Genomic DNA, 25,495 nt, shown 5'->3' on the forward strand with positions numbered 1-25,495 from the left:
ATTAACCTTTCTGAGCCATAGCCACTTCTTCAGCGAAGCTCAGGCCTTCTTGTTTTTCGATACCTTCACCTACTTCTAGGCGAACGAAAGTCGATACTGAAGCGCCTTTCTCTTTCAAAATTTCACCAACAGTTTTCTTTGGCTCCATAACGAAAGGTTGACCAGTTAGAGAAACTTCACCGGTGAATTTCTTCATACGGCCTTCAACCATTTTCTCTGCGATCTCTTTTGGCTTGCCTTCGTTCATTGCGATTTCAACTTGAACTTCACGCTCTTTCGCAACAACATCAGCCGGTACATCTTCAGGATTAACGTATTCAGGGCGAGAAGCCGCTACGTGCATCGCGATGTGTTTTAGAGTTTCTGCATCGGCATCACCAGCAACCACAACACCAATACGAGAACCGTGGCTGTATGCAGCCAAAGCTTTACCTTCAGCGTATTGAACGCGACGGATATTGATGTTTTCGCCGATTTTAGCAATAAGAGTAACACGAGCATCTTCAAACTGTGCTTGTAGCTCTTCTAGGCTTAGTTTTGATGCTAACGCTGCTTCAGCGACTTCGTTAGCGAATGCTAGGAAGTTGCCATCTTTAGCAACGAAATCGGTTTGACAGTTGATTTCAACCAAAGCGGCAGAACCTTCTGCTTCTTTGATGATGATCGCGCCTTCAGCAGCGATATTACCTGCTTTTTTAGCCGCTTTTGCAGCACCGCTTTTACGCATATTTTCGATGGCAAGTTCGATGTCACCATTGGTTTCAACGAGTGCTTTCTTACATTCCATCATACCTGCGCCAGTACGTTCACGCAGTTCTTTTACTAGAGCAGCAGTAACAGCCATTCTCTATTCCTCAGTTGATTCAGGATTAAAAATTGGGGGCCTAATGATTTGGCCCCCAATACTAACTATGACTTAGCCCATGTAGTATTCTACAGAAGGCTAAGTAAGACTAAGAGCCGCTATTATTCCGCTTCTACAAAGCCGTCTTTTTCAGCAACTGCCGCTACGTCTTTGTTACGACCTTCGTTTACTGATTCAGCTGCAGCGTTCAGGTATAGTTGAACGGCACGGATCGCATCGTCGTTACCTGGGATGATGTAATCAATACCATCTGGGTTAGAGTTAGTATCAACAACAGCAAACACTGGAATGCCTAGGTTGTTTGCTTCTTTAACTGCAATGTGCTCGTGATCAGCGTCGATAACGAATAGAGCGTCAGGTAAACCGCCCATATCTTTGATACCACCAAGAGATTTCTCAAGCTTGTCCATTTCACGAGTACGCATTAGCGCTTCTTTCTTGGTTAGCTTGTCGAAAGTGCCATCAGTCGCTTGAACTTCAAGTTCTTTTAGACGCTTGATTGATTGACGAACGGTTTTCCAGTTAGTTAGCATACCACCTAACCAACGGTTGTTTACGTAGTATTGATTGCTTGCAATCGCTGCTTCTTTTACTGCTTCAGAGGCTGCGCGCTTAGTACCTACGAAAAGTACTTTACCTTTTTTGTCGCCGATTTTCACTAGCTCAGCCAGTGCTTCGTTGAACATTGGTACGGTTTTTTCTAGGTTGATGATATGAACTTTGTTACGAGCGCCAAAAATGAATGGTTTCATTTTTGGGTTCCAGTAACGAGTCTGGTGACCGAAGTGAACACCAGCTTTTAGCATATCGCGCATTGATACAGTTGCCATGAAATAATCCTCTATGGGGTTAGGCCTCCACATCCCCCATGTCTCCGACTCCTCAACGTTTATAACGCTGGAAGCACCCCGGAACATGTGTCGGAATGTGTGTGATTTAAAGATAAATGTGTGTGGACTCGGGCAGTTTCGCCGTTACGAAGAAATCAGGCCGATGTTCCGGCGCGTTTTATATCATATTTAGCACTAATCTGACTAGCAAAAATTGTGGCGTAGGTGCTTGGATTGAACCAGCGAGAGCGATGATAAGCAAGAAAATCCATCTTACTATCGATCATCAGGAGATGCGTCATTTAACCTAGCTAACCATCGCGCTTAATCATTCTTATTTACACCGCTTCTTGCGCTTCCTTTTCTCACTGTTACAATATTGCGATTAGCACCCAGTGCCTAAAATTTGAATAGAGAAAGCCGATGTCTGTAAAAATTAAAAATGCTCAAGAAATAGAAAAAATGCGTGTAGCGGGGCGATTGGCTGCGCAAGTTTTAGAAATGATTGAACCTCACGTCAAAGCTGGCGTGACCACTGAACACCTTAACCAACTTTGCCACGATTATATTACCGAAGTTCAAGGCGCTATTCCTGCCCCTCTTAACTATCATGGCTTCCCAAAATCGATTTGCACATCGATTAACCATATCGTGTGCCATGGCATTCCGGCTGAACAAGACACGCAATTTGGTCAACTGCTTCGCCCTGCCGTCTTAAAAGAGGGTGACATTATGAACATCGATATTACCGTCATTAAAGATGGTTATCATGGTGATACCTCAAAGATGTTCTTAATTGGTGATGTGCAGCCAGCCGACAAACGTTTATGTCTAGTCGCTCAAGAGTGTCTCTATTTGGCCTTAAAAAAAGTGAAACCAGGCGTACAACTCGGCGAAATTGGTACCGCGATAGAGAAATACATCAAAACCAATAATAAAAATAACCCGCGTTCAAAATTCTCGATTGTTCGTGACTACTGTGGTCATGGTATCGGCGCAGAGTTTCATGAAGAGCCACAAGTAGTGCACTACAAAAATAGTGACCGCACACTGCTTCGTGAAGGGATGATTTTTACCATTGAGCCGATGATCAATGCGGGTAAATTTGGTTGTCGCTTGGATGATGAAGATAACTGGACCGTCTATACCGCCGATAGTAAGAACTCGGCTCAATGGGAGCACACCATTTTGGTTACCGCAGATGGCTGTGAAATTCTCACGCTACGTGAAGAAGAGACCATCCCACGTATTTTCCACAATGCTTAATCCTGCCCGATAGTCGGTAAAGGGAGCTTGAGCTCAGCGCTTGATTTCTGTTAGATTGAGCATTCACACTGAGTTCACTCCCTGGCATGGACCGCACTGTTATGGCTTATTTATCCCCGCTGAATTACACCGATCAACAGCTCACGGTTGAGCAATTAAAACAGCAACTCGACCTTTTTTCTGCCTACCAGCGCCAAGCGTTTCTCTCTCGCCATCCGGTCAGTGATCTCGTGGTTGGCCGTGCCGATTATATGGATATGCTCCTGAATCGTCTTTGGCAATATTTTGGGTTTGATAAACTCAATGACCTCTGTCTGGCCGCTGTTGGCGGATACGGAAGAGCTGAATTACATCCCTTATCAGATATTGATATTTTAGTCGTCTCTACGACCCGATTAGCCGATGATATTGGCAGTAAAGTCAGCCAATTCATTACCTTATTATGGGACTTGCGCCTAGAAGTCGGCCATGCTGTACGTACTGTAGAAGAGTGTATTGAGATTGGTAAAGCGGATTTAACCGTGGCCACCAATTTGCAAGAGGCACGCTTGTTGTGCGGCAGTGACCGTATTTTCCAACGTTTACAATCAGCCATTCATAGCGAATCTTTTTGGCCAAGTGAATGCTTCTACCAAGCTAAAATAAAAGAGCAACGTGAGCGTCATGCCCGTTATCACGATACGGCCTATAATCTTGAGCCCGACATTAAATCAACGCCTGGCGGTCTAAGAGATATTCATACCTTAAGCTGGGTTGCTCGTCGCCACTTTGGGGCGACATCACTCTATGAAATGAGCCGCTTCGGCTTTCTTACTGACGCTGAATTTCGTGAACTGGCCGAATGCCAAGATTTTTTGTGGCGAGTTCGCTTCGCTCTGCATCTTGAACTAAAACGTTATGACAATCGACTCGGTTTTGCTCATCAAGCTCAAGTCGCCGAACATCTTGGATTTACTGGCGAAGGCAACCGAGCGGTCGAAAAAATGATGAAGGAGTTCTATCGCACCTTACGCCGCGTATCTGAACTCAATAAAATGCTCTTGAAGTTGTTTGATCAAGCGATCTTAAACCGTGGTGAAGAAGTCAAAGCAGAGATCATTAATCACGACTTTCAGCGTCGTGGTTCATTAATTGAAGCTCGAAAGCCCGCTCTGTTTCAAGCTCGACCTGAAACCATTCTCGATATATTTTTGCTCATGGCCAATGACTCGAGCATTGATGGGGTTGCCCCTTCTACGATGCGTCAATTAAGAACCGCACGGCGACGATTGAACAAATTTTTGCATACGATTCCTGCTGCGCGTGAAAAGTTTCTCGCGCTGACCCGTCACCCTAATGCGCTTCACAAAGCGTTTGGACAAATGCATAAATTGGGCGTATTGGCCGCTTATTTACCGCAATGGAGTCAGATAGTTGGGCAGATGCAATTTGACTTGTTTCATGTTTATACCGTTGATGAGCACAGCATTCGTCTACTAAAACATATCCATCTGTTTAATGACCCGAAAAACCATCAACGTCATCCTATTTGCTGTGAGATTTTCCCGAAAATACAAAAAAAAGAACTGCTGATCCTCGCGGCCATTTTCCATGATATTGCCAAAGGCCGCGGCGGCGATCATTCAGAAATAGGTGCGAGTGAAGCTTACGATTTTTGTATCGAACACGGCCTCTCTAAGCCAGAAGCAAAACTGGTGGCTTGGTTAGTCCAAAATCACTTATTAATGTCCGTCACGGCTCAACGGCGCGATATTTATGATCCAGACGTGATCATCGAATTTGCTAAAAAAGTCCGCGATGAAGAGTATCTGGAATACTTGGTCTGTTTAACGGTGGCTGATATTTGCGCCACTAATCCAGACCTATGGAACAGTTGGAAACGAACCTTACTGGCGGAACTCTTTTACTCAACGCAAAGAGCCTTAAGACGCGGGCTTGAACACCCTGTTGATGTTCGAGAACGAATTCGTCATAACCAACAAATGGCGTCGGCACAGCTACGTAAAGAAGGCTTCCATAGCCGTGAAATCGAGCAATTGTGGCAACGATTTAAAGCCGATTACTTTTTACGCCATACTCACAAACAAATAGCATGGCATGGTATGCACATTTTAACGCACTCATCGCCTACTGAACCTTTGGTCTTAATCAGTAAAAAAGCCACGCGCGGTGGCACCGAAGTGTTTGTGTATACCAAAGATCAGCCCGCATTGTTTGCAACGGTGGTCGCAGAATTAGACCGTCGAAACCTGAATGTTCATGACGCGCAAATCATGACCAGTAAAGATGGCTATGTTTTAGATACCTTTATGGTCTTAGATCACAACGGCCAAGCAATTGAAGAAAACCGTCATCATGCGTTAATTAAGCATTTAACTCATGTATTGACCGATGGCCGTCCAACAAGACTCAAAACGCGCCGTATCCCACGTAATCTGCAACATTTCACGGTTCGAACTCAGGTCGATTTCTTACCAACAAAAAGCAAAAAACGCACTTTAATGGAGCTGGTTGCTCTCGATACGCCGGGATTACTGGCCACCATAGGAGCGACGTTTGCCGAATTAAACTTAGATTTACATGGGGCAAAAATCACTACCTTAGGAGAGCGCGCAGAAGACTTATTTATTTTAACCAATCAACAAGGGGCTAAACTCACAGACCAAGAGCAAAGTACCCTACGTGAACGATTAATTGATACTATTGCTCAGCTCTCTTCTTCTCACCAAGAAGCTTTATCGCCTTAATCACTCAAAACAATGCAGAGGATGCTTATGTTTCCACAACTCACCAGCTTGGGAATCGATCAACCCCATACGATTGAACGTTACTCATTGCGCCAAGAAGCGCAAAAAGATGTGCTAAAAATCTATTTCAAGAAACAGAAAGGTGAGTTTTTTGCTAAAAGTGTCAAATTTAAATACCCAAGACAGATCAAAACGGTTTTGGTCGATGGCGGTACTCACCAATACCGAGAAATCAGCGAAATCAATCGTACTCTTACTTTAGTCATTGATGAATTGAACCAACTCACACGTAATGAGAACGCCGGAGATAACGGCGGTGAGGTGGACGTTAAACAAAAAATATTGAGTGATTTACGTCACTTAGAGAAAGTAGTGGCCAGCAAAATTGCTGAAATTGAAGCCGATCTGAACAAACTTTAGTTTGGCTTACCCATAAGGGAGCCTCTGCTCCCTTATGGGTGACTGATCAACACGACGTAACTGTGCTTAGTTTAGCCATCCCGCCCACTGCCCAACAAAAAACAGCATGATAGCCGCCATGATACCCGCGACGATATCATCGAGCATAATTCCTACGCCACCTTCGACTTGTTTATCTAGCCATCCAATTGGCCATGGTTTGACCATATCAAAAAAACGAAAGAACACGAATCCCGTAACAATCCATTGCCAATCAAAGATTGGCAATTGCAGTAACGGAACAATAGACATGGTGATCCAAAAACCAGCAAACTCATCCCAAACAATCGAACCATGATCGTGAACTTGCATATCTGTTGACGTCACTTGGCAAATTTTCACACCGAGAATACACGCCATTAAGACGACGAAAAGATAGGCAAATAAGGGCAGTTGCACTAGAAGTAGATACAGAGGAATAGAAGCTAATGTCCCCATTGTGCCAGGTATGATCGGCGATAAACCACTGCCAAATCCGGTCGCCAGTAGATGCCAAGGATTGCGTAGTGAAAGACGAGAAAGAGGATGGCTCATGCGGATTCCTTAAAATGATCATAACCAGTCAACGACCAGTCGACTTTTTGCCCATGGTTGAGTAAGTCAAACACGCCATGAGGACGAATTTGACCAATGCAGGTGATAGGCGTCGCAGTATGTGCCAAAGCACTTGCTAACGATCCTTTATTCTCTTCAGGCACCGTAAAGCAGAGTTCGTACTCTTCACCACTGGTTAATGCATACTGCTGCGCAATAAGCGGATCACCCGTGTACTGCACTAACGCTTCAGACAACGGCAAAGTATGCAAATCAAGACTCGCTCCCACTTGAGAAGCACTTAAAATATGGTTTAAATCCGCGACTAGGCCATCAGAAATATCAATCGCTGATGAGGCTAAATTGAGCAAGGCTTGTCCAGCGAGAACTCGTGGGGTCGATACGTAATGACGTGACTCTAACACTGATGCACAAGGTAGAGCACGTTTACTCGCATCGAGTACCACCTCAAGTCCCGCTTTACTGTCGCCGAGTTGACCTGTGACATAAATCCAATCCCCGACTTTTGCACCAGAACGTAACAAGGCTTTATCTTGCGGTACAAAACCTTGCACGGTGAGAGTGATACTCAACGGACCTTTGGTGGTATCACCACCAATCAATTGTACATTGTAGTAGTTCGCTAAATCAAAAAAGGCGTCACAAAATGGAGTAAGCCAATTGGGGTTAATCTCAGGTAAAGTAAGTGCCATCGAGACCCAAGCAGGGGTTGCCCCCATCGCGGCTAAATCACTGATATTAGAAGCAAGGGCTTTATGTGCCACCCATGCTGGATTAGCATTAGCCAGAAAATGAGTCCCTGCAACTAAGGTATCGGTACTGATAGCCAGCCGAACATTCTCTGGTACATTGACGATTGCACAATCATCCCCCAGAGCTAAATGGACATCTTTACGCTGTGGTTGACGTGCCGCCAAATAGTGTTCAATAAAGTTAAATTCACCTAACATGGATGATTCTCTAGCCAGACCAACGAATCCACCGAATGATTCATTCATACGATGTAAATGCGGTTAGTAAAACTAAGCCCATCAATAACACTCGCTCAACCGTTGTAGATGGACTCATTGGTCGATTTTATCTATAAAAAAGGCCAGCGAATGCTGACCTTTTATGCCAAAACTGATTACGCTTTTTTGCGTACATGAGGGGCTGCTTTATCAAGCACGCCATTCACAAACTTATGGCTATCTTCTGCTGCAAACACTTTTGCTAGCTCAATGGCCTCGTTAATCACGACCTTATAAGGAACATCTTCGCGTCGAGTCATTTCATACATCGCTAGACGAAGTAGCGCAAGTTCCATCATATCCAAATCTTGCATCGGACGAGAAACAAAAGGACGTAGTTTGCTATCTAGCTCGGTATGATTGAGCACAACGCCGACAAGCAGATCACGGAAATAGGTCACATCGGTTTGTGGAGCCGATAGCGCAGGCTCTGCTGCATGATGTTCTTCTTCATCATACTTACCACCGGATAAGAACTGCTCTTCAATAGTCGCCACATTCTCTTTAGTAATTTGCCACGAATAAATAGCTTGTAGCGCAAATTGACGTGCATTACGACGTGCGGCTGGTTTCACACTGGCCCCCATTAGGAATCGATTTCAGAAAGAACGTTTATCATCTCAAGTGCGCTAAGTGCTGCTTCTGCACCTTTATTACCAGCCTTGGTTCCTGCGCGTTCAATAGCTTGATCGATAGTATCAACAGTTAATACACCAAACGCGACAGGAATACTGAATTCCATCGACACTTGGGCTAACCCTTTATTCATTTCACTGCAAACATAGTCAAAGTGTGGTGTACCACCACGAATAACCGAACCCAGTGACACTATCGCATCAAATTTGCCTGTTTTGGCAACGCGCTGAGCCACCAGTGGCAGCTCAACCGCACCAGGACAACGAACAACGGTAATATTCTCGTCGCTAACTTGACCATGACGCTTTAAAGTATCGATGGCACCAGACAGCAGACTTTCGTTAATAAAACTGTTGAAACGAGAAATCACAATCGCAACTTTGGCATGGGGGGCTGGGAAACCACCTTCGATCACTTTCATAAGCTTTCCTTTAACTCTGTTCATCAAGTGAGAATCGCCGGATTCTAGCACAAATTTGTGAACGATATCTAATAGTAATTTGCCGCCACAAGGGCGGCCTATCATGCAGACTTAACGAGCCGAACGTAGAATAACTGGCTTACTCGCTGATATACTCGACAACATTTAAGCCAAATCCACCCAAGGCGTGGTATTTCTTATTCGCTGAAGAGAGCAAACGCATATCACTGACGCCTAAATCGGCAAGGATCTGTGAGCCAACCCCGACCCGTCGAGATGTCCCTTGCTTTTTCGCCATCGTTGGGGCTGCGCCTTTATCTTGTTGCTCAAACATTTTAACGCGATGGATAAGCAGATCAGTGGACTCTTCATTACTAAGAATCACCAAAACGCCCCCTTCTTGACCAATACGTTGCATGGCTTTATCCAAAGTCCAACTACGATCGGCACTGCGATCGCTACGTAATAAATCAGTGAAAGTATCTTGTAAATGAACACGCACTAAAGGCGCTTGCTGACTCACGCTCTCTTTGCGCAAAGCAAAATGAATTTGGTTATCAATAATATCGCGATACGTCACCAGCTCAAATTCACCGAATTCGGTTGGCAATTGGCATTGCGCGACCCGTTCGATAGTGGTTTCTGTATTATTACGATACTCAATTAAATCGGCAATGGTACCTAATTTGATGTCGTGTTTTTTAGCAAAAACTTCCAGATCGGGACGACGAGCCATACTGCCATCGTCATTGAGGATCTCGACAATCACTGACGCAGGCTCAAGCCCAGCGAGACGCGCTAAATCGCAGCCCGCTTCGGTATGACCTGCGCGGGTGAGCACCCCGCCATCTTGCGCTGCTAATGGGAAAATATGCCCAGGTTGGACTAAATCAGCCGCTTTGGCCTCTTTTGCCACGGCAGCTTGCACCGTACGTGCGCGATCGGCCGCTGATATCCCCGTCGTCACGCCTTCTGCTGCTTCAATCGATACCGTAAAGTTGGTGGTATATTGTGCGTTATTGTCTTGCACCATCGGGGCTAGCCCTAAGTGCTGACAACGGCTTTTGGTCATGGTTAAACAAATCAACCCACGCCCATGAGTCGCCATAAAATTGATCGCTTCTGGTGTGATATGCTCAGCGGCCATGATTAAATCGCCTTCATTTTCGCGATCTTCATCGTCCATCAAGATAACCATTTTGCCTAAGCGAATATCTTCGATAATGTCTTGTGGGGTACTAATTGACATGACTCTTGTCCTATATTTTGTCTTATTGCGTCACGTATGATTACGCAAAACCATTTTGTTGTAAGAATTCCATTGTCATTCGAGAAGGTGATTCGGACTCATTCTGACCACCGACCAATAAACGTTCTAAATATCGAGCAAGCACATCCACTTCGAGGTTCACCTTGCGACCAGGTTGAAAGCCGTCAATGGTCGTTTCTAACGAGGTATGCGGCACGATGGTCAGCTTAAAGGCATTTTTTCGTAACCCATTGACGGTTAAGCTAATCCCATCAATAGTGATCGAGCCTTTTTCAGCAACATACCGAGTTAACTCATTCGGTAAGCTCACCCACAATTCAATCGCACGCCCCACCCATTGGCGTTCAATAATTTCACCAATCCCATCAACGTGTCCCGACACAATATGCCCACCAAAACGCGTCGTCGGAAGCATGGCTTTTTCTAAGTTGAGTTTTTCTCCGACTTGATAGTGAGCAAACGCTGATTTATTGAGTGTTTCTAATGAGAGATCGGCACAGTAATGTTGAGAACTGACATCAATAACGGTTAAACACACACCGTTAGTAGCAATGCTATCGCCGAGTTTAACATCACTCATATCAAGTTTTCCCGTAGCAACGGTAATGGTGACGTCTTCACCTTGGCGAGTCATCTCAACCAAGGAGCCCACAGCTTCTATAATTCCGGTAAACATAATCAGTTATCTTATTGGGTTGAGGTGAGAGTTGCGGTTAGGCGAAGATCTGGGCCGACCATTCGACAATCTTGAATGACTAATCCTAATGCTTGATCCATATGAGTAAAACCTAAGGCGCCTAATAAACCACGGCCGTCACTGCCCATGATTTTTGGCGCAAGGTAGATGATTAGTTCATCTACCAGTTGCTGCTCAAGCAAGCTTTTGGCCAATGTTGGCCCAGCTTCTACCCAAAGATGATTGATCTGATACTGTTCAGCCAAACTGGTTAAAGTATCACGCAGATCGAGCTGTTGATGTTCATTCAATGGCACACACAGTTCCGCGTCTTGTTCTGCTACACGAATTACCGGTGAAGCGGTGGCATAAAGAGCCAGTGATTGGTGCAATTGATGCTGGCGGTCAAGTATCACACGAGTTGGCTGGCGAAGTTCAGCATGAGGGTATTGCTGTTGCACATCGGCTGGTAATTCAGACCAACGCACCGCTAATGAGGCGTTATCGGCGACCACCGTTTGACTGGTTGATAACACCGCTCCTGCTTGCGCTCGATATACTTGAACATCTTGCCGTGCTTGAGCTGAGGTTATCCATTGACTTTCACCATTAGCCAGTGCCGTTTGTCCATCTAGACTGGCCGCTAATTTTAGCTGAACATAAGGCATTCCGGTTTGCATCCGTTTAATAAACGCCGGATTGAGCGCCTTGGCGTCCGCTTCTAATAAACCAACTTCCACCTCAATTCCTGCTTCTCGCAACATAGCAATGCCGCGTCCAGAAACTTGTGGATTAGGATCTTGCATCGCGCAAATCACCTTTGCTACTCCGGCTTGAATTAACCCTTCAGCACAAGGAGGCGTTCGTCCGTAGTGAGAACAAGGCTCTAGTGTCACATAAGCGGTCGCACCACGAGCGTGCTCTTTAGCCATCCGCAAAGCGTGCACCTCGGCATGTGGTTGACCAGCTCGATAATGGAAACCTTCGCCAACAATGCGGCCTTGTTGAGTAATCACACACCCAACCTTTGGATTCGGCGCCGTGGTAAAGCGTCCGCGCTGAGCAAGTTGAATGGCTCGCGCCATCATTTGATAATCGACAGCAGAAAAGTTTGACATCATCGGACTCACGTTCAATTTTCTAATTTAGCAATCTCTTCACCAAATTCGCGAATATCTTCAAAACTACGATAAACCGAAGCAAAGCGAATGTATGCCACCTTATCTAACTCTTTTAGTTGTTCCATCACTAAATTACCGATCAATTCACTCGGAACTTCCCGCTCGCCGGTGGCGCGTAATTTAGATTTAATGGTACTGATCGCTAACTCAATCGCATCGGCGCTAACCGGGCGTTTTTCTAAAGCGCGTAGCATCCCACCGATCATTTTTTCTTCATCAAACGGCTCTCGATTACCGTTGGATTTGATGACTCTTGGCATCACTAGCTCTGCGGTTTCAAACGTGGTGAAACGTTCGCTACAAGTCAAACATTGCCGACGACGGCGCACTTGGTGACCATCAGCCACTAGACGAGAATCGATAACTTTTGTTTCGTTTTCAGAGCAAAAAGGACAATGCATATTACCTCCCTAGCAAGGTGATCAGTGTACCGGAAATGGGCATATGAACAAAAGGAAAAGGGGCCAACAAGCCCCTTTTCCTGATTGATTTAGTCAAATTTGTTAAGCGCCTCTATCGATAAACAGCAGCTCATCATATTCAGTAGTTAAATGGCTTTAACTGCGTAATAAATAATTTCCTTTACCAACCCATTTGTAACTGGTCAACTCTTCAAGTCCCATTGGGCCTCGAGCATGCAGTTTTTGGGTCGACACAGCGACTTCTGCCCCTAAACCAAATTGCGCACCATCGGTAAAACGAGTCGAAGCATTGACATAAACCGCAGCAGAACCCGCGGTATTAACAAACCGCTCAGCATTGAACAGATCGTTAGTCATGATAGCATCGGAATGGCTGGCATTATGCTCACGCATATGATCGATCGCCTGCTCAACACCACTAACGACTTTAACACCTAAGGTATAACTTAACCATTCGGTATCAAAATCTCCCGCTTGTGCGAGGCGAATATTGTTTGCCTCGGGAAGCAGTGCTTTGGCATGTTCATCGACAACTAACGTCAGTTTATCGTGCAATTGATGCTGCAGTTTTTCTAACAAAGGTTGAGCGATCGCTTGATGAACCAGTAAGGTATCTAATGCGTTGCAGGCTGATGGACGTTGCATTTTGGCGTTTTCAATCACCGCAAGCGACTTATCAAGGTCGGCACTCTCATCAACAAAAATATGGCTGATACCAAAACCGCCAATGATCACTGGAATGGTGCTGTTTTCCTTACACATTTTATGCAGCCCAGCACCACCACGCGGAATGATCATATCGACATACTGATCCATTGTTAATAATTGAGTAACGTATTCACGCTCGGGTTGACTGATATATTGAACGGAAGCCATAGGGAGTTCAGCTTTGCTCAAAGCTAACTGAATCACTTTAACTAACTCAAGATTGGAGAAAAAAGTCTCTTTACCACCACGTAATATCGCAGCATTACCGGTCTTTAAACATAACGCGGCAATATCAATCGTAACATTAGGGCGAGCTTCGTAAATAACGCCCACCACACCAAGGGGAACACGACGACGAGCTAATGACATGCCATTTTCAAGGACTTTACTGTCAATTTCACTGCCGACAGGATCAGGCAAACTGATGACATTACGCACATCATGGGCGATGGCCTGTAAGCGTGATTCATTAAGCAGAAGTCTATCGAGCAACGCTTCACTTAAACCTGACGCTTGCCCTAAAGCAATATCCTTGGCATTCGCCGCTAAAATAGCGTCCATATTCGCTTCTAATTCATCCGCAATTATCGCGAGTGCTTGGTTTTTCTGCGCAGTTGAAGCGGTAGCAAGTTGAAACGAGGCCGATTTTGCCGCCTTACCCATTTCGATTAAATCCACGATTCTTCTCCCTATTCTTGAATTACAACCATATTATCACGGTGAATGACTTCAGCGCCGTAATCATAACCAAGAATATCAATGATCATGGTGCTGTGTTGTCCGGCAATTTTACTCAAGTCGCGACTGGAATACGTACTGATACCACGGGCAATCAGATGCTGATGTTGATCTTTCACGCAAATGACCTCGCCGCGCGCAAACTCCCCCGCGACTTTAATAACCCCTTTAGCCAACAAACTGCTGCCTTTACCAAGTAAGGCATTAACCGCGCCTTGATCAATGTACACATCGCCAGCAGCAGCAGGCCCCGCTAAAATCCAACGTTTACGATTTTCTAGTGCTTCTTCAAGAGCTAAAAAGCGTGTGCCTTGTGGCGTGTCGCTTAACGCATCAAAAATGACATTGGGCGCTCGGCCAGCAGCAATAATCACTTCAATCCCAGCTCGACGAGCAATATCGGCCGCTTGCAGCTTAGTCGCCATGCCTCCGGTGCCTAATGTTGTGCCACTTCCACCCGCGATTTTTCGCAACGTATCATCAATGGTTTTAACCTCTTTGATTAACTCAGCATTGGGGTCTTTACGCGGATCGGCGGTGAACAAACCTTTTTGATCGGTTAATAATAAAAGCTTATCCGCTGCACACAAAATACCGACTAAGGCCGAGAGATTATCGTTATCACCGACTTTAATTTCATTGGTTGCAACAGCATCGTTTTCATTGACCACTGGAATAATGCCGTGTTCGATCAGCGCATTAATCGTATCTCGCGCATTCAAAAAGCGCTCTCGATCTTCCAAATCAGCACGAGTTAACAGCATTTGACCAATTTTTATGCCGTAAAGCGCAAATAACGACTCCCACGCTTGAATCAACTGGCTTTGACCAACGGCAGCCAATAACTGTTTACTCGATATGGCTTGGGGCAATGCGGGATAACCTAGATGCTCTCGACCCGCAGCAATCGCTCCTGAAGAGACAATCACCACACTGTGGCCTTGTTTTTTTAATTCAGCACATTGACGGACTAACTCAACCATATGTGCACGATCAAGTGCTAACGTTCCACCGGTAAGAACACTGGTTCCTAGCTTCACAACGATGGTTTGTAACGCTGTTTGGCTCTGTTGATTCATTGTCATGATTTTGTCTGTTGAAGAAAACATTTAAGAGGTGATGTTTTAGCAATCCAGCGCCTCTTACACAAGCAGAAAAGGTGCTAAAGAGCACCTTTTTTTAGTGGGAATTATTTCTTACTCTGCTAAGCACTCAATGAGCAGTAAAGGAAGTGCTCTTATTAACACGATAAAATGCAACAACCCAATCATTAAGTGATAACGCGGTCATGATGAAAAAGCAGGCAACCTATAATTAAGCAAATTCAGCCGACTGTTGATGGAGCGATAAACTTAATTCAAAACGTTGCTGCAAAGTTTGAGCTAACTTTTTATGGAAATCCTCTTGGGTACGAATCACTTCAGGCAGCGCCGCTGCCGTCGGTTTACTCTCTTCCCATTCGCCTGCGAGATTATATCGGCCGATACGGTAATTAGCCTCAAAGCCCGTCTCGGTCGTCGTCAACTCCATCCACCAGCCCCAAAATTCACGTTTTTCGGGCGATTTTTTATCATTGATACAAAAAGCCAAACAATCAAACCAATAAATGCCTTCCTGGCACTGCCCTTCCCGTAAATAGGGACCAATCGCTTTTAACGTCGATAATAAACGATAATGAGTAGGGTATTTTGCTGCCTCTGACATGTAGACTCTCCTTGTTAAGAATGATTATTGCTTTTAATAATCATACGCTTAAAAACGTAGATAATTCACTCTTAACTAATTTAAGCCAAAAGTCATTCGCAAAGTTGTTCTTCCAGCCACTTTATCGCTAAATCGAGGGATTGCTCATATCCTCGTGTAAGACTTTCACTCTTTATCTGTTTTGATTGCCCACCTTGACTAAAAGTCGCAATCAAATGGTTATCACTAGCAGGAGAAACCGGATCGCCCTCCATTGCCAACGCCAAAATAGGCACTTTAGTACGTCGAGTCGCGAGGAAGCCTTGTACTTTCAATGACCACGCCATCAGTTGAGCCGATAAACTCGGAATATCTACCGCATGTTTACCAATTCGCGACGCTAACACATCCATGTACATTTTCGACATTAGCTTCATTTTTTGCTGAGAAACAAAAATATCATGCACCGGAGCGCCGATAGCGACACACGCTTTAATTTTATCTGATTCAATAAACGATAATCTGACCATCGCATTACCACCAAAGCGAAAGCCAATTAAACCAACTCGACGATGATCAACCCAAGGCAAGGGCGCTAATTGATTAAGTACCGCTTGGTGTAAACAGGAAGAATCTTGCGTTAATGACCAATGATTACTGTGGCCAACAGAAGGCATATCAATCGTTAACATCGCAATATTTCGTTTAGCCAGATAATCCCGAAAGAGACGCCACATATCGGTTTGCAAACTATCAAGACCGGCACTAACGATCACCACGGGTTGTGGCTCATCGGTGTGTGATAAGTGTAGGTGGCCAAGAATTTTCTTACCTTGATAATCAAACTCTAATGGCTTAATCGTATACTGCGTCAGTTCAGAGGCTTGTTTATAAGCGGCATTGGCTAACACTCGCGCTTGAATAGCTAAGGTATCATTTTTTAAATGGGGATAACCGGCAATACTGTAGCAAAGGGAAGCACTAAACATACGTTCTGCCGCCGCTTCTCCCGTTAAGGCTTCACTTTGCTTATGATAACGCCCGCCGAGCTTTGTCCACTCATAAGTCCAGTTACCACTATGATAACCAATCACCGTATCTAACCACTTTTCATGACTACGAGAATGCTCAGATGAAGCCATGTTGGCGAGGACTTCTTCTTGGTCAATTGGATTAATTCCTAACCAAGCCCACTGTAAACGACGTAAATTTCGATACCAAGAAAAAGGGTCCTGCTCCATTTTCTGTTCAAAAAACTCACTACTGCTCGGCATGTATTGCGTGAGAGAGGAAGTCTCTTTCGCCTCTTTATGCTGTTGAAAGAGCGTTTCAGATAGGTTGATATTACTTGATTCAGACATGATGCATCTCATTATTAAACCGCTTAGACCTTATAGTAATCAAAAAAAAGGCCCTTTGCAGGGCCATATGTCGATTAATTGCGGGAAACTAGTAATGAATCAATAATTGTCGTTATTTTTGCTTACGATTCACTGGTTCAACATAAGCTAAAGCCATATCCCAAGGTTGTTCAATCCAAGTATCTTGTTCAATATCGACTACGTATTCATCCACTAAATCTTTACCTGCTGGTTTAGCACAAACGGTCACAAATTTAGCTTTAGGGTACATTTCACGTATTTTGCGTGCCGTATCACCGCTGTCGACCAAATCATCGACAATAAGAAATCCCTCACCATCATGCTCAGGTGCTTTCAGTACGGTCATATCACGTTGATGATCATGATCGTAACTTGAAATACAAACGGTATCAACATAACGAATGCCAAGTTCACGCGCTAAAATAGCTGCAGGAACCAACCCACCGCGACTCACACCGAGGATACCTTTCCATTGCTCAGCAGGCATTTGACGCTGGGCTAATTCACGGCAAAAATTTTGCATATTGTCCCAAGTGATTACGAATTTTTTACTCATTGTGATTGAACCTAATTATTTGAAAATAGAGCCTATTTACGCTTCAAGAATAAACTTAATAACAAAGACGATCGCCATAATCCAAACACTAAGCGAAACGTGTCGACCTTTGCCACTCAATAGTTTAATCACGGCGTAAGAGATAAAACCAAGTGCGATACCTTCAGCTATTGAGAAGGTTAAAGGCATTAATAAGCAAGTCACTACCGTCGGTGCCGCTTCTGTAAGATCTCGCCAGTCGATACTTACCAAGCCGGACATCATTAGAATCGCGACATAAAACAACGCACCCGCCGTAGCGTAGGCAGGGATCATTCCCGCTAATGGCGAGAAGAATAATGCAAGTATAAATAAAATGCCAACAACTACCGCTGTTAAGCCCGTGCGACCGCCTGCAGCCACACCTGAAACACTTTCGACATAAGATGTGGTATTCGAGGTGCCCAATAATGCGCCGACAGACGTCGCTGTCGAGTCAGCAAGCAATGCTCGATTTAAACGTGGAATTTTACCATCTTTACCAATGAAACCCGCTTTGTTTGCCACTCCAACGAGAGTTCCAGCGGTATCAAACAGGTCAACAAACAAGAAAGCAAACACAATTGAAATCATGCCGATTTCAAATACGGCTGAAAAATCAAGCTGCATGAAAGTTGGAGCAATACTTGGTGGCGTAGACATGATGCCTCCCCAAGTCACATCGCCAACAATCAACCCTAAAATAGTCACCGCTAAAATAGCGATCATTACCGCCCCTTTAACACCGCGATGAACCAGAGCAATCGTGAAGAAAAAGCTTAACGCCCCCAACACAGCAGGCAACGAGGTAATCGCTCCCATTGACACCAAAGTTGCCGGGTTATCGACCACAATGCCAGCATTTTTAAGCGCGATAAATGCTAAAAACAAGCCAATGCCGGCAGAGATACCCGTGCGTAACGACATTGGAATCGAATTAATGATCCATTCACGAATCTTAAATAGACTCAATAGGATAAATAAAATACCTGAGCAAAATACCGCCGCTAACGCCACTTGCCACGTATACCCCATGCCAAGTACAACAACATAGGTAAAGAAAGCATTTAACCCCATGCCAGGGGCTTGTGCTATCGGGTAGTTAGCGACAAAACCCATAATAAAACAGCCAATCGCTGCCGCTAAACAGGTCGCCACAAAGACAGCACCACGGTCCATTCCTGCATCCGCTAAAATTGCCGGATTCACAAAAATAATATAAGCCATGGTCAGAAACGTCGTGATCCCGGCAATGATCTCAGTGCGCACGGTTGTGCCATTTTCACTGAGTTTAAACAGTTTTTCCAACATGGTAGAATCCTAATACAGACAAAGTAAACGGTTGCGTAATCGATTGGCGAGGATTATAAAGTTATCAACAGATAAATTCCATACACAACTACTATCAATCTGTAGGAAAAAAACGACTTTATCTATGCTAAAAACGTGACAGCGCCAGACCAACGTTCGTGAAGTGATACTCGCGAGGACAATGCTCATCTGCTGAGAAAAGGATTATTACGGATCGTTAAGCATAAAAAAACGCCATCTGAGTACAGATGGCGGTGAATTATTTTAATCACTGTAGATTAACAATAGATTCTAATATAGGGGTGAACAAAACTACATAACTTTCAAGTGGTTAATTTAATAACCAAAACTTGATGGATAAGTAAAGTTGCTAGTAAAAACAGAGTTGTTTTTCCAGAACATTACACAAGATAAACCTTTATTCATAACTATCACCTTTAAAATCAAACGTCATTAAGTTGATTTCTCAGTTCCTTGGAGGCGATAAATCGGACTCATCCTTTGAGCATTTTTTCTTCACTTGGGAAGTTGGTTACAAATATACCACCAAGAAAATTAATTACAACACTTTTGGTGACTAAAATCACAAAAAGTACAAAAAAACACTAATCCCGACGAAGTTTGGTAATTTAATTACACAAATATCAGTAATAATGTCTTCACTCCTCACTCAACATGGGGAGACCCTCTCGTCCTTAAAGCCTCAAAACGATTGAACAATACGTGTATCATTGACACTCAATAAGCGGAATGTTTCACGCTGTCGTCATCGTTCAGTCGAATAAACAAAAGATAGCCTTGATCGCGACTCACTGAACAACGATGAACAATGTGACTAGCGTAACGAACGTGGTAAATCTCAAGCAGGAAAAATGGTAGCCATCGAGAAGGATAATAAATCCACTACTCCCAGATCTCGCATAGTGGTATGCTATTTCATATTATCGTCTCACCTCCGATCTCAGTTTATTACTCTGCAAAACATCCATAAATATGCACATTGATCGGGGACAATCACAAAAAGGAGTTATCAGTGTCTGAATTCCATTCTGAAATCAGTAGTTTATCACCTAGCCCTGTTTGGCAGTTTTTTGATAAAATTTGTTCTATCCCTCATCCCTCTAAACATGAAGAAGCACTGGCTCAATACATTATTGATTGGGCGACTCAGCAAGGCTTAGAGGTTCGTCGCGATCCGATCGGCAATGTGTTTATCAAAAAACCAGCCACTGCAGGAATGGAGCACAAAAAAGGAGTTGTACTCCAAGCACACATTGATATGGTTCCGCAAAAAAATGAAGAAACGCAACATGACTTTGCGACCGACCCAATCCAACCTTATATTGATGGAGAATGGGTAACAGCAAAAGGAACCACATTAGGTGCAGATAATGGCATTGGCATGGCAGCCTGTTTGGCCGTACTTGCCTCTAATGAGATCAAACATGGTCCGCTTGAAGTTTTATTGACCATCGATGAAGAAGCCGGCATGACAGGTGCATTTGGTCTGCAAGCCGGTTGGCTAGAAGGCGATATTCTTCTTAATACCGATTCAGAGCAAGAAGGTGAAGTCTACATGGGCTGTGCCGGCGGGGTTGATGGCGCACTGACTTTCGCCATCACTCGTGAAACGATTCCCTCTGGCTTTGTCACCCGACAATTAACCTTAAAAGGCTTAAAAGGCGGCCATTCAGGTTGTGATATTCATACTGGTCGCGGTAACGCCAATAAATTACTTGGTCGTTTTCTTGCCACTTACGCTCAAGCATTAGATCTGCGTTTAATTGAGTTTCGAGGTGGGAGCTTACGTAATGCGATTCCAAGAGAAGCTTTTATTACCGTCGCTATCCCGGTAGAAATGGAAACTCAGTTAGAACAAGTGTTTAATGATTACCAGCAATTATTAGTCGCTGAACTGGGTAAAGTGGAAACCAGTCTTACCACCTTTAATCAAGCAAAAGAAACCACTCAAGGGGTATTCTCAAGCGCCGATCAGCAAAGCTTCATTGCCGCACTGAATGCTTGTCCGAACGGCGTGATCCGCATGAGTGACGATATTCAAGGAGTGGTAGAAACCTCGCTTAATGTCGGCGTGATCACAACCGAAGCAGAGCAAGTGAATGTGCTATGTTTGATCCGTTCATTGATTGATTCTGGACGCAGCCAAGTTGAAGGGATGCTAACCTCTATCGCCGAATTAGCCGGTGCCGACGTTCGTTTTTCAGGAGCCTATCCTGGTTGGAAACCCGATGCTGACTCAGAAATCATGGCCATCTTCCGTGATATGTATGAAGGCATTTATGGCCATAAACCTAATATCATGGTCATTCATGCCGGATTAGAGTGTGGACTATTCAAAAAACCATACCCACATATGGATATGCTTTCCTTTGGCCCAACGATTAAGTTCCCTCACTCTCCAGATGAAAAAGTGAAAATAGATACTGTAGAGCTATTTTGGCAACAAATGGTCGCTTTATTGGAACATATTCCAACAAAACCCTCTGTCTAATCGATAATTATGATAGGCTTTGTTCTGAACCGAACAAAGCCTATCATTCAAATGAGGCTAATTTTCACTCAACCCGTTGGTACTTGCCGGCGTAACAGGTTATACGATGCAATCAAACGCATTGATTGGATGAGTGAATTATTCAGTCACAAAATAAAGTAAGCGGTGTATCAATTTTTTTTTATCGATACGAATAATTTTATTCATTAGCTGCGGATTTTATCTGCTGCTAGAGTTCGCTCCCTTGAATTTTCCCGAGTTATTCACCTAACTCGATTCAAGCTGATGACTCGATGACTATCGTATCGAGATGCTGCTAATTTTCTTCCCTTATGGGCCATTCCTGAGCAGCATCAACTGTGCTCAAATACACAACCATATTCAAAAAAATGACCATGACAAAAAAAATGATTGTTGGATGGAGAGAAACACTTAGCCTTCCTGATTTAGGCATTGAAAAAATAAAAGCCAAAATCGATACTGGCGCAAGAACCTCTTGTTTACACGCTTTTAAAGTAGAAAGCTTTACCAAAGATGACGCGCTATGGGTGAGATTTTGGATTCATCCATTACAACATAATGTTGATAAAGTCACCGTCTGTGAAGCCGAAGTGATTGATGAACGTATCGTGCGTGATTCCGGTGGGCACGAGGAATCCCGCTATGTGATCAAATCCGATCTTTGTCTCGGTGGTCAACGCTGGCCGATCGAAATAACGCTAACCAATCGTGAGAATATGGCGTTTCGTATGTTACTCGGCAGAACCGCAATGCATCACAAACTGATTGTCGATCCTACACAATCTTTTTTAATCCCTTTCGAGGAAAATAAATAATGAAAATTGGTATTCTATCGCGTAACGCTTCTCTGTACTCCACGAAGCGCTTGATTGAAGCATGTAAACAGCGCGGTCATGAGGTAAAAGTCATTGATGCCTTACGCTGTTATATGAATATCAATTCAGACCAACCCGAGATCCATTTTAAAGGTGAAGAGCTCGGTGGTTTTGATGCAGTGATCCCAAGGATCGGTGCTTCAGTCACCTTCTACGGCACCGCAGTATTACGTCAGTTTGAAATGATGGGGGTTTATCCTGCCAATGAATCTGTTGCCATCAGCCGCTCACGTGACAAGTTACGTTCAATGCAGCTACTTTCTCGTAAAGGCATTGGTATGCCGATCACTGGCTTTGCCAGCAAGCCTGATGATGTCAAAGACTTGTTAGACATGGTCGGAGGGGCTCCTGTAGTAATTAAATTGCTTGAAGGTACCCAAGGTATCGGTGTCGTATTAGCTGAAACCCGAAAAGCGGCTGAAAGTGTCATTGAAGCTTTCATGGGCCTGAAAGCCAACATTATGGTGCAAGAGTACATTAAAGAAGCGGGTGGCGCCGATATTCGATGCTTTGTTATCGGTGATAAAGTGATTGCCGCCATGAAGCGTCAAGGTGCTGAAGGTGAATTTCGCTCCAATTTACATCGTGGGGGAACCGCATCGTTAGTAAAAATTACCCCTCTAGAACGCAAAACAGCGATTGATGCTGCTAAGATTATGGGACTGAATGTTGCTGGTGTCGATTTACTTCGCTCAGAACGAGGCCCATTGGTTATGGAAGTCAATTCATCACCGGGCTTAGAAGGCATTGAAGCCGCAACAGGGAAAGACATTGCCAGCCTGATCATCGAGTTTATCGAGAAGAATGCGGCCAGTAGAAGGACAAAAACACGTGGTAAAGGCTAATCGAAATACGGATTATCAATTTTTGGGGGAATCCATTCCCCCAGCAAGTAAACGAGTCATTGAGCTCGAAGCTGCGAAACTGTACACCCACTCTCCTCTATCCATCCCCATAGAAATCATCCATGGCATCTCGAAAGGTCCGGTCCTTATGGTCAATGCCGCGATTCATGGAGATGAACTTAATGGGGTCGAGATCGTTCGACAACTGATCAACTCGCTTGACCCAAAAAAGTTAAGAGGGACATTAATCACTGTCCCGATAGTCAATGTGTTTGGCTTTATTCATAAATCTCGCTACCTTCCTGATCGGCGAGATCTTAATCGCTGTTTTCCTGGCAGTGAAAAAGGCTCACTCGCCTCACGAATGGCGCATAACTTCTTCTCTCAAGTCGCACTTAATTGTGATTACATCATTGATTTACATACAGGTGCCATACATCGAACTAATTTACCACAAATTCGCGCTGATCTGAGTAATCGTGAAACCTTACGTATCGCTGAAGCGTTTGCTACGCCAGTTATTTTAGATTCACCACTGCGTAATGGCTCCTTACGCAGCGAAGCCGAAAAAGCTGGTATTACCGTATTGACCTATGAAGCGGGTGAAGCATTACGCTTTGATCCTATCGCTATCCATGCTGGAATTGTCGGCGTAAAACGCGTCATGCAAGAAATCGGTATGCTGCGCCTAAGTCGCAAAAAACGCCCAACCTCAGTCATCGCCAAATCCACCAGTTGGCAGCGAGCAGAAGCCGACGGCATTTTGCGAACCCTCGTTTCACTTGGCGATAAAGTCGAAAAAGGCCAAGTATTAGCCTACATTAATTCACCACTCGGTAATGTAGAAGTTGAAATAAGAGCTAGCAAAGGTGGGATTGTGATTGGTCAACAAACACTCCCATTAGTCAATGAAGGCGATGCGGTCTTTCATTTGGCTTATTTCAGTCAAAGTGACGAGATGGTTGAGCAAGTTGTCGGTGATTTTATTGAAGAAGTGACCGATAGTGATTTAGAACCATTAACGACTGGGCAAATCATGCCACCATCCCCGGTCTGATCCAATAATGCCCTTGTGGTTTATCAACAAGGGCATTTATCTATCTTGCGGTTTATTATCAGCTAGGTAAAAGAAGCCCAAATTACGGTTGTCACCAAAAGCGGACAAACAAATTTGACATACCACGGCCAGATTTTCGCAAACCAACTACCAGCGAACTCGGGATAACCGTGTTGCAACTCTTTGAACTTAGCATGACGACTCCATACCCAGCCGCCAAATAGGCAGAACATTAATGCCGCTGTCGGTTGTAAATATTGAGTTGCCGCCATCGCAACCAAGCCAAATAGACTCGCAAAGTTATACACTATCACGACGCTAAATAACGCAATCAAACCACCCAATACCCAACTGGTGCTTCCCCGTGGCGTATTAAAGCGCTCACTTACCAAAGCGACGGGACATTCCAACATCGAGATCGACGAGGTTAATGCGGCAATGGTTAATAATAAGAAAAACACCACCGCAAACAGTTGCCCAAGCAAACCGAGACTATCGAACATTAATGGCAAGACGGTAAACACTAAAGTATCCGAGCTCAGTAACGAACCATCTTGAGCATAAATTTGTACACCATTATGCATCGCCACAAACATTGCTGGCATCACCACTAAACCAGCAATAAACGCGACACTGGTATCAACCAAAGTAACGCTCATCGCCATCTTCGGTAAGTTCTCTTTTTTACTTAAGTAAGAGCCGTAAATCAACATCGAACAACCGCCGATCGTTAAAGAGAAAAAGCCTTGTCCCATCGCCGCTAAAATGAGTTTTCTATCCCACACTTTTTCAAAATCAGGTACTAAGTAATGTTTTAAACCATCCATAGCCCCCTGCTGCATCATGATATAAACAAACAGCACGGCAAATAAAACGAATAACGCAGGCATCAAGCGTGTTGACCACTTCTCAATACCTTGTTTGACTCCGCTACGAACAATCAAAATGGTTAATAAGTAAAAAATCAATGTGCCTAATAGATTACGTTCGACGGAAAAACCTTTAAGCCACGAGCTAATATTGGTCAATCCCAACAGATCAGTAATCGCGGCGAACAGAAAACAGATGATCCAACCACCAACGATACTATAAAACGCCAACACCGCGCTGGGTACACTTAATCCTACCCAGCCAACGAAAGCACCAACCTTTTTACCTAAAGGATGATTGGTTAGTGAGCGCATACTATCGACTGGGTTAGCTTGACCTGATCGACCAATTGCCATCTCCACCACTAACATAGGAAAAGCGACGACAAAAATAAGCACTAAATAAACAAAAAGGAAAGCGCCACCACCATTGCTGGCCGCTTGAGTAGGAAATCCCCAAATATTCCCAAGCCCCACCGCTGCTCCTGCGGCTGCTAAAACAAAACCAAGTCGAGAACCAAAGGTTTCCCGTGAACTACCTTGTGTCATAACCACTCACACATCATCAAACTAGTAAGCTAG

General features: G+C 44.3%; 24 protein-coding genes. 7 read left to right on the forward strand and 17 right to left on the reverse strand.

Going from position 1 to position 25,495, the window contains the following annotated elements; all coding sequences use genetic code 11:
- Position 1: 1 nt before the first annotated feature.
- Both tsf and rpsB read right to left on the reverse strand, forming a co-directional pair.
- Positions 2-844, reverse strand: coding sequence for a translation elongation factor Ts (tsf, locus tag CAG58_RS11240; RefSeq protein WP_004394657.1), 843 nt, complete (start codon positions 842-844; stop codon positions 2-4).
- Positions 845-966: 122 nt separating this feature from the next.
- Entirely contained in the window at positions 967-1,695 is a 729-nt protein-coding gene (gene rpsB, locus CAG58_RS11245; protein WP_004394656.1) for a 30S ribosomal protein S2, read from the reverse strand.
- 423 nt (positions 1,696-2,118) lie between these two features.
- On the opposite strand from rpsB, the gene map reads away from it, so the two are divergent.
- The 3 genes from map (at position 2,119) to CAG58_RS11260 (ending at position 6,128) form a co-directional block, all read left to right on the forward strand.
- On the forward strand, positions 2,119-2,961 hold the full coding sequence (gene map, locus CAG58_RS11250; protein ID WP_004394655.1) for a type I methionyl aminopeptidase: 843 nt from the start codon (positions 2,119-2,121) through the stop codon (positions 2,959-2,961).
- 101 nt (positions 2,962-3,062) lie between these two features.
- The gene (glnD, locus tag CAG58_RS11255; protein ID WP_161425059.1) at positions 3,063-5,708 is read left to right on the forward strand and encodes a bifunctional uridylyltransferase/uridylyl-removing protein GlnD; all 2,646 of its coding nucleotides are present in this window, start codon (positions 3,063-3,065) and stop codon (positions 5,706-5,708) included.
- A 27-nt stretch (positions 5,709-5,735) separates the two neighbouring features.
- Complete coding sequence (locus CAG58_RS11260) at positions 5,736-6,128, forward strand: DUF3461 family protein (RefSeq protein ID WP_004394653.1); 393 nt, start codon at positions 5,736-5,738, stop codon at positions 6,126-6,128.
- Between the two features lie 66 nt (positions 6,129-6,194).
- Here the strand turns inward: CAG58_RS11260 and pgpA are convergent, their stop codons facing one another.
- The 14 genes from pgpA to CAG58_RS11330 all read right to left on the reverse strand — a co-directional run bounded on the left by pgpA (position 6,195) and on the right by CAG58_RS11330 (position 18,734).
- Positions 6,195-6,701 carry a phosphatidylglycerophosphatase A gene (pgpA, locus tag CAG58_RS11265; RefSeq protein WP_161425060.1) on the reverse strand — a complete coding sequence of 169 codons (507 nt, stop codon included), beginning with the start codon at positions 6,699-6,701 and terminating at the stop codon, positions 6,195-6,197.
- Positions 6,698-7,672 (reverse strand): thiamine-phosphate kinase, encoded by a 975-nt coding sequence (thiL, locus tag CAG58_RS11270; protein WP_161425061.1) that lies wholly within the window; start codon positions 7,670-7,672, stop codon positions 6,698-6,700. Before thiL ends, pgpA begins: the two co-directional genes overlap by 4 nt.
- Before the next feature lie 176 nt (positions 7,673-7,848).
- Positions 7,849-8,319, reverse strand: coding sequence for a transcription antitermination factor NusB (gene nusB, locus CAG58_RS11275; protein ID WP_004394650.1), 471 nt, complete (start codon positions 8,317-8,319; stop codon positions 7,849-7,851).
- Complete coding sequence (ribH, locus tag CAG58_RS11280) at positions 8,319-8,789, reverse strand: 6,7-dimethyl-8-ribityllumazine synthase (RefSeq protein ID WP_004394649.1); 471 nt, start codon at positions 8,787-8,789, stop codon at positions 8,319-8,321. Before ribH ends, nusB begins: the two co-directional genes overlap by 1 nt.
- Positions 8,790-8,928: 139 nt before the next feature.
- Positions 8,929-10,038 (reverse strand): bifunctional 3,4-dihydroxy-2-butanone-4-phosphate synthase/GTP cyclohydrolase II, encoded by a 1,110-nt coding sequence (gene ribBA / locus CAG58_RS11285; RefSeq protein ID WP_161425062.1) that lies wholly within the window; start codon positions 10,036-10,038, stop codon positions 8,929-8,931.
- 40 nt (positions 10,039-10,078) lie between these two features.
- Positions 10,079-10,735, reverse strand: coding sequence for a riboflavin synthase (locus tag CAG58_RS11290; protein ID WP_161425063.1), 657 nt, complete (start codon positions 10,733-10,735; stop codon positions 10,079-10,081).
- A gap of 11 nt (positions 10,736-10,746) precedes the next feature.
- Positions 10,747-11,853 carry a bifunctional diaminohydroxyphosphoribosylaminopyrimidine deaminase/5-amino-6-(5-phosphoribosylamino)uracil reductase RibD gene (gene ribD / locus CAG58_RS11295; protein ID WP_161425065.1) on the reverse strand — a complete coding sequence of 369 codons (1,107 nt, stop codon included), beginning with the start codon at positions 11,851-11,853 and terminating at the stop codon, positions 10,747-10,749.
- 14 nt (positions 11,854-11,867) lie between these two features.
- Positions 11,868-12,317, reverse strand: a complete 450-nt coding sequence (nrdR, locus tag CAG58_RS11300) for a transcriptional regulator NrdR (RefSeq protein ID WP_115152664.1) — start codon at positions 12,315-12,317, stop codon at positions 11,868-11,870.
- A 156-nt stretch (positions 12,318-12,473) separates the two neighbouring features.
- Complete coding sequence (locus CAG58_RS11305; RefSeq protein WP_154170329.1) at positions 12,474-13,724, reverse strand: glutamate-5-semialdehyde dehydrogenase; 1,251 nt, start codon at positions 13,722-13,724, stop codon at positions 12,474-12,476.
- Between the two features lie 11 nt (positions 13,725-13,735).
- Positions 13,736-14,869, reverse strand: coding sequence for a glutamate 5-kinase (proB, locus tag CAG58_RS11310; protein WP_154170327.1), 1,134 nt, complete (start codon positions 14,867-14,869; stop codon positions 13,736-13,738).
- Between the two features lie 229 nt (positions 14,870-15,098).
- A complete protein-coding gene (gene crl / locus CAG58_RS11315; protein WP_154170325.1) occupies positions 15,099-15,488 on the reverse strand; it encodes a sigma factor-binding protein Crl in 390 nt (129 codons plus the stop codon).
- Positions 15,489-15,580: 92 nt separating this feature from the next.
- Positions 15,581-16,828: an esterase FrsA gene (frsA, locus tag CAG58_RS11320; RefSeq protein WP_004394642.1), complete on the reverse strand. Its 1,248-nt coding sequence runs from the start codon at positions 16,826-16,828 to the stop codon at positions 15,581-15,583.
- 112 nt (positions 16,829-16,940) lie between these two features.
- Entirely contained in the window at positions 16,941-17,405 is a 465-nt protein-coding gene (gene gpt / locus CAG58_RS11325) for a xanthine phosphoribosyltransferase (RefSeq protein ID WP_004394641.1), read from the reverse strand.
- Between the two features lie 36 nt (positions 17,406-17,441).
- A complete protein-coding gene (locus CAG58_RS11330; protein WP_004394640.1) occupies positions 17,442-18,734 on the reverse strand; it encodes an NCS2 family permease in 1,293 nt (430 codons plus the stop codon).
- Between the two features lie 1,033 nt (positions 18,735-19,767).
- Here CAG58_RS11330 and CAG58_RS11335 point away from each other — a divergent pair.
- The 4 genes from CAG58_RS11335 to CAG58_RS11350 all read left to right on the forward strand — a co-directional run bounded on the left by CAG58_RS11335 (position 19,768) and on the right by CAG58_RS11350 (position 24,044).
- Entirely contained in the window at positions 19,768-21,246 is a 1,479-nt protein-coding gene (locus CAG58_RS11335; RefSeq protein WP_161425383.1) for a beta-Ala-His dipeptidase, read from the forward strand.
- A gap of 395 nt (positions 21,247-21,641) precedes the next feature.
- Positions 21,642-22,082: an ATP-dependent zinc protease family protein gene (locus tag CAG58_RS11340; protein ID WP_040904070.1), complete on the forward strand. Its 441-nt coding sequence runs from the start codon at positions 21,642-21,644 to the stop codon at positions 22,080-22,082.
- Positions 22,082-22,987, forward strand: a complete 906-nt coding sequence (gene rimK / locus CAG58_RS11345) for a 30S ribosomal protein S6--L-glutamate ligase (RefSeq protein ID WP_004394638.1) — start codon at positions 22,082-22,084, stop codon at positions 22,985-22,987. The genes CAG58_RS11340 and rimK overlap by 1 nt, the downstream gene beginning before the upstream one ends.
- The gene (locus tag CAG58_RS11350) at positions 22,947-24,044 is read left to right on the forward strand and encodes a succinylglutamate desuccinylase/aspartoacylase family protein (RefSeq protein ID WP_202598275.1); all 1,098 of its coding nucleotides are present in this window, start codon (positions 22,947-22,949) and stop codon (positions 24,042-24,044) included. Before rimK ends, CAG58_RS11350 begins: the two co-directional genes overlap by 41 nt.
- A gap of 62 nt (positions 24,045-24,106) precedes the next feature.
- Here CAG58_RS11350 and CAG58_RS11355 read toward each other — a convergent pair whose 3' ends face one another.
- Positions 24,107-25,462, reverse strand: a complete 1,356-nt coding sequence (locus CAG58_RS11355; RefSeq protein WP_040904067.1) for a sodium-dependent transporter — start codon at positions 25,460-25,462, stop codon at positions 24,107-24,109.
- Between the last annotated feature and the right edge of the window lie 33 nt (positions 25,463-25,495).

This window comes from Vibrio sp. V31_P5A7T61, from assembly GCF_009904895.1.
Taxonomy (GTDB): domain Bacteria; phylum Pseudomonadota; class Gammaproteobacteria; order Enterobacterales; family Vibrionaceae; genus Vibrio; species Vibrio metschnikovii.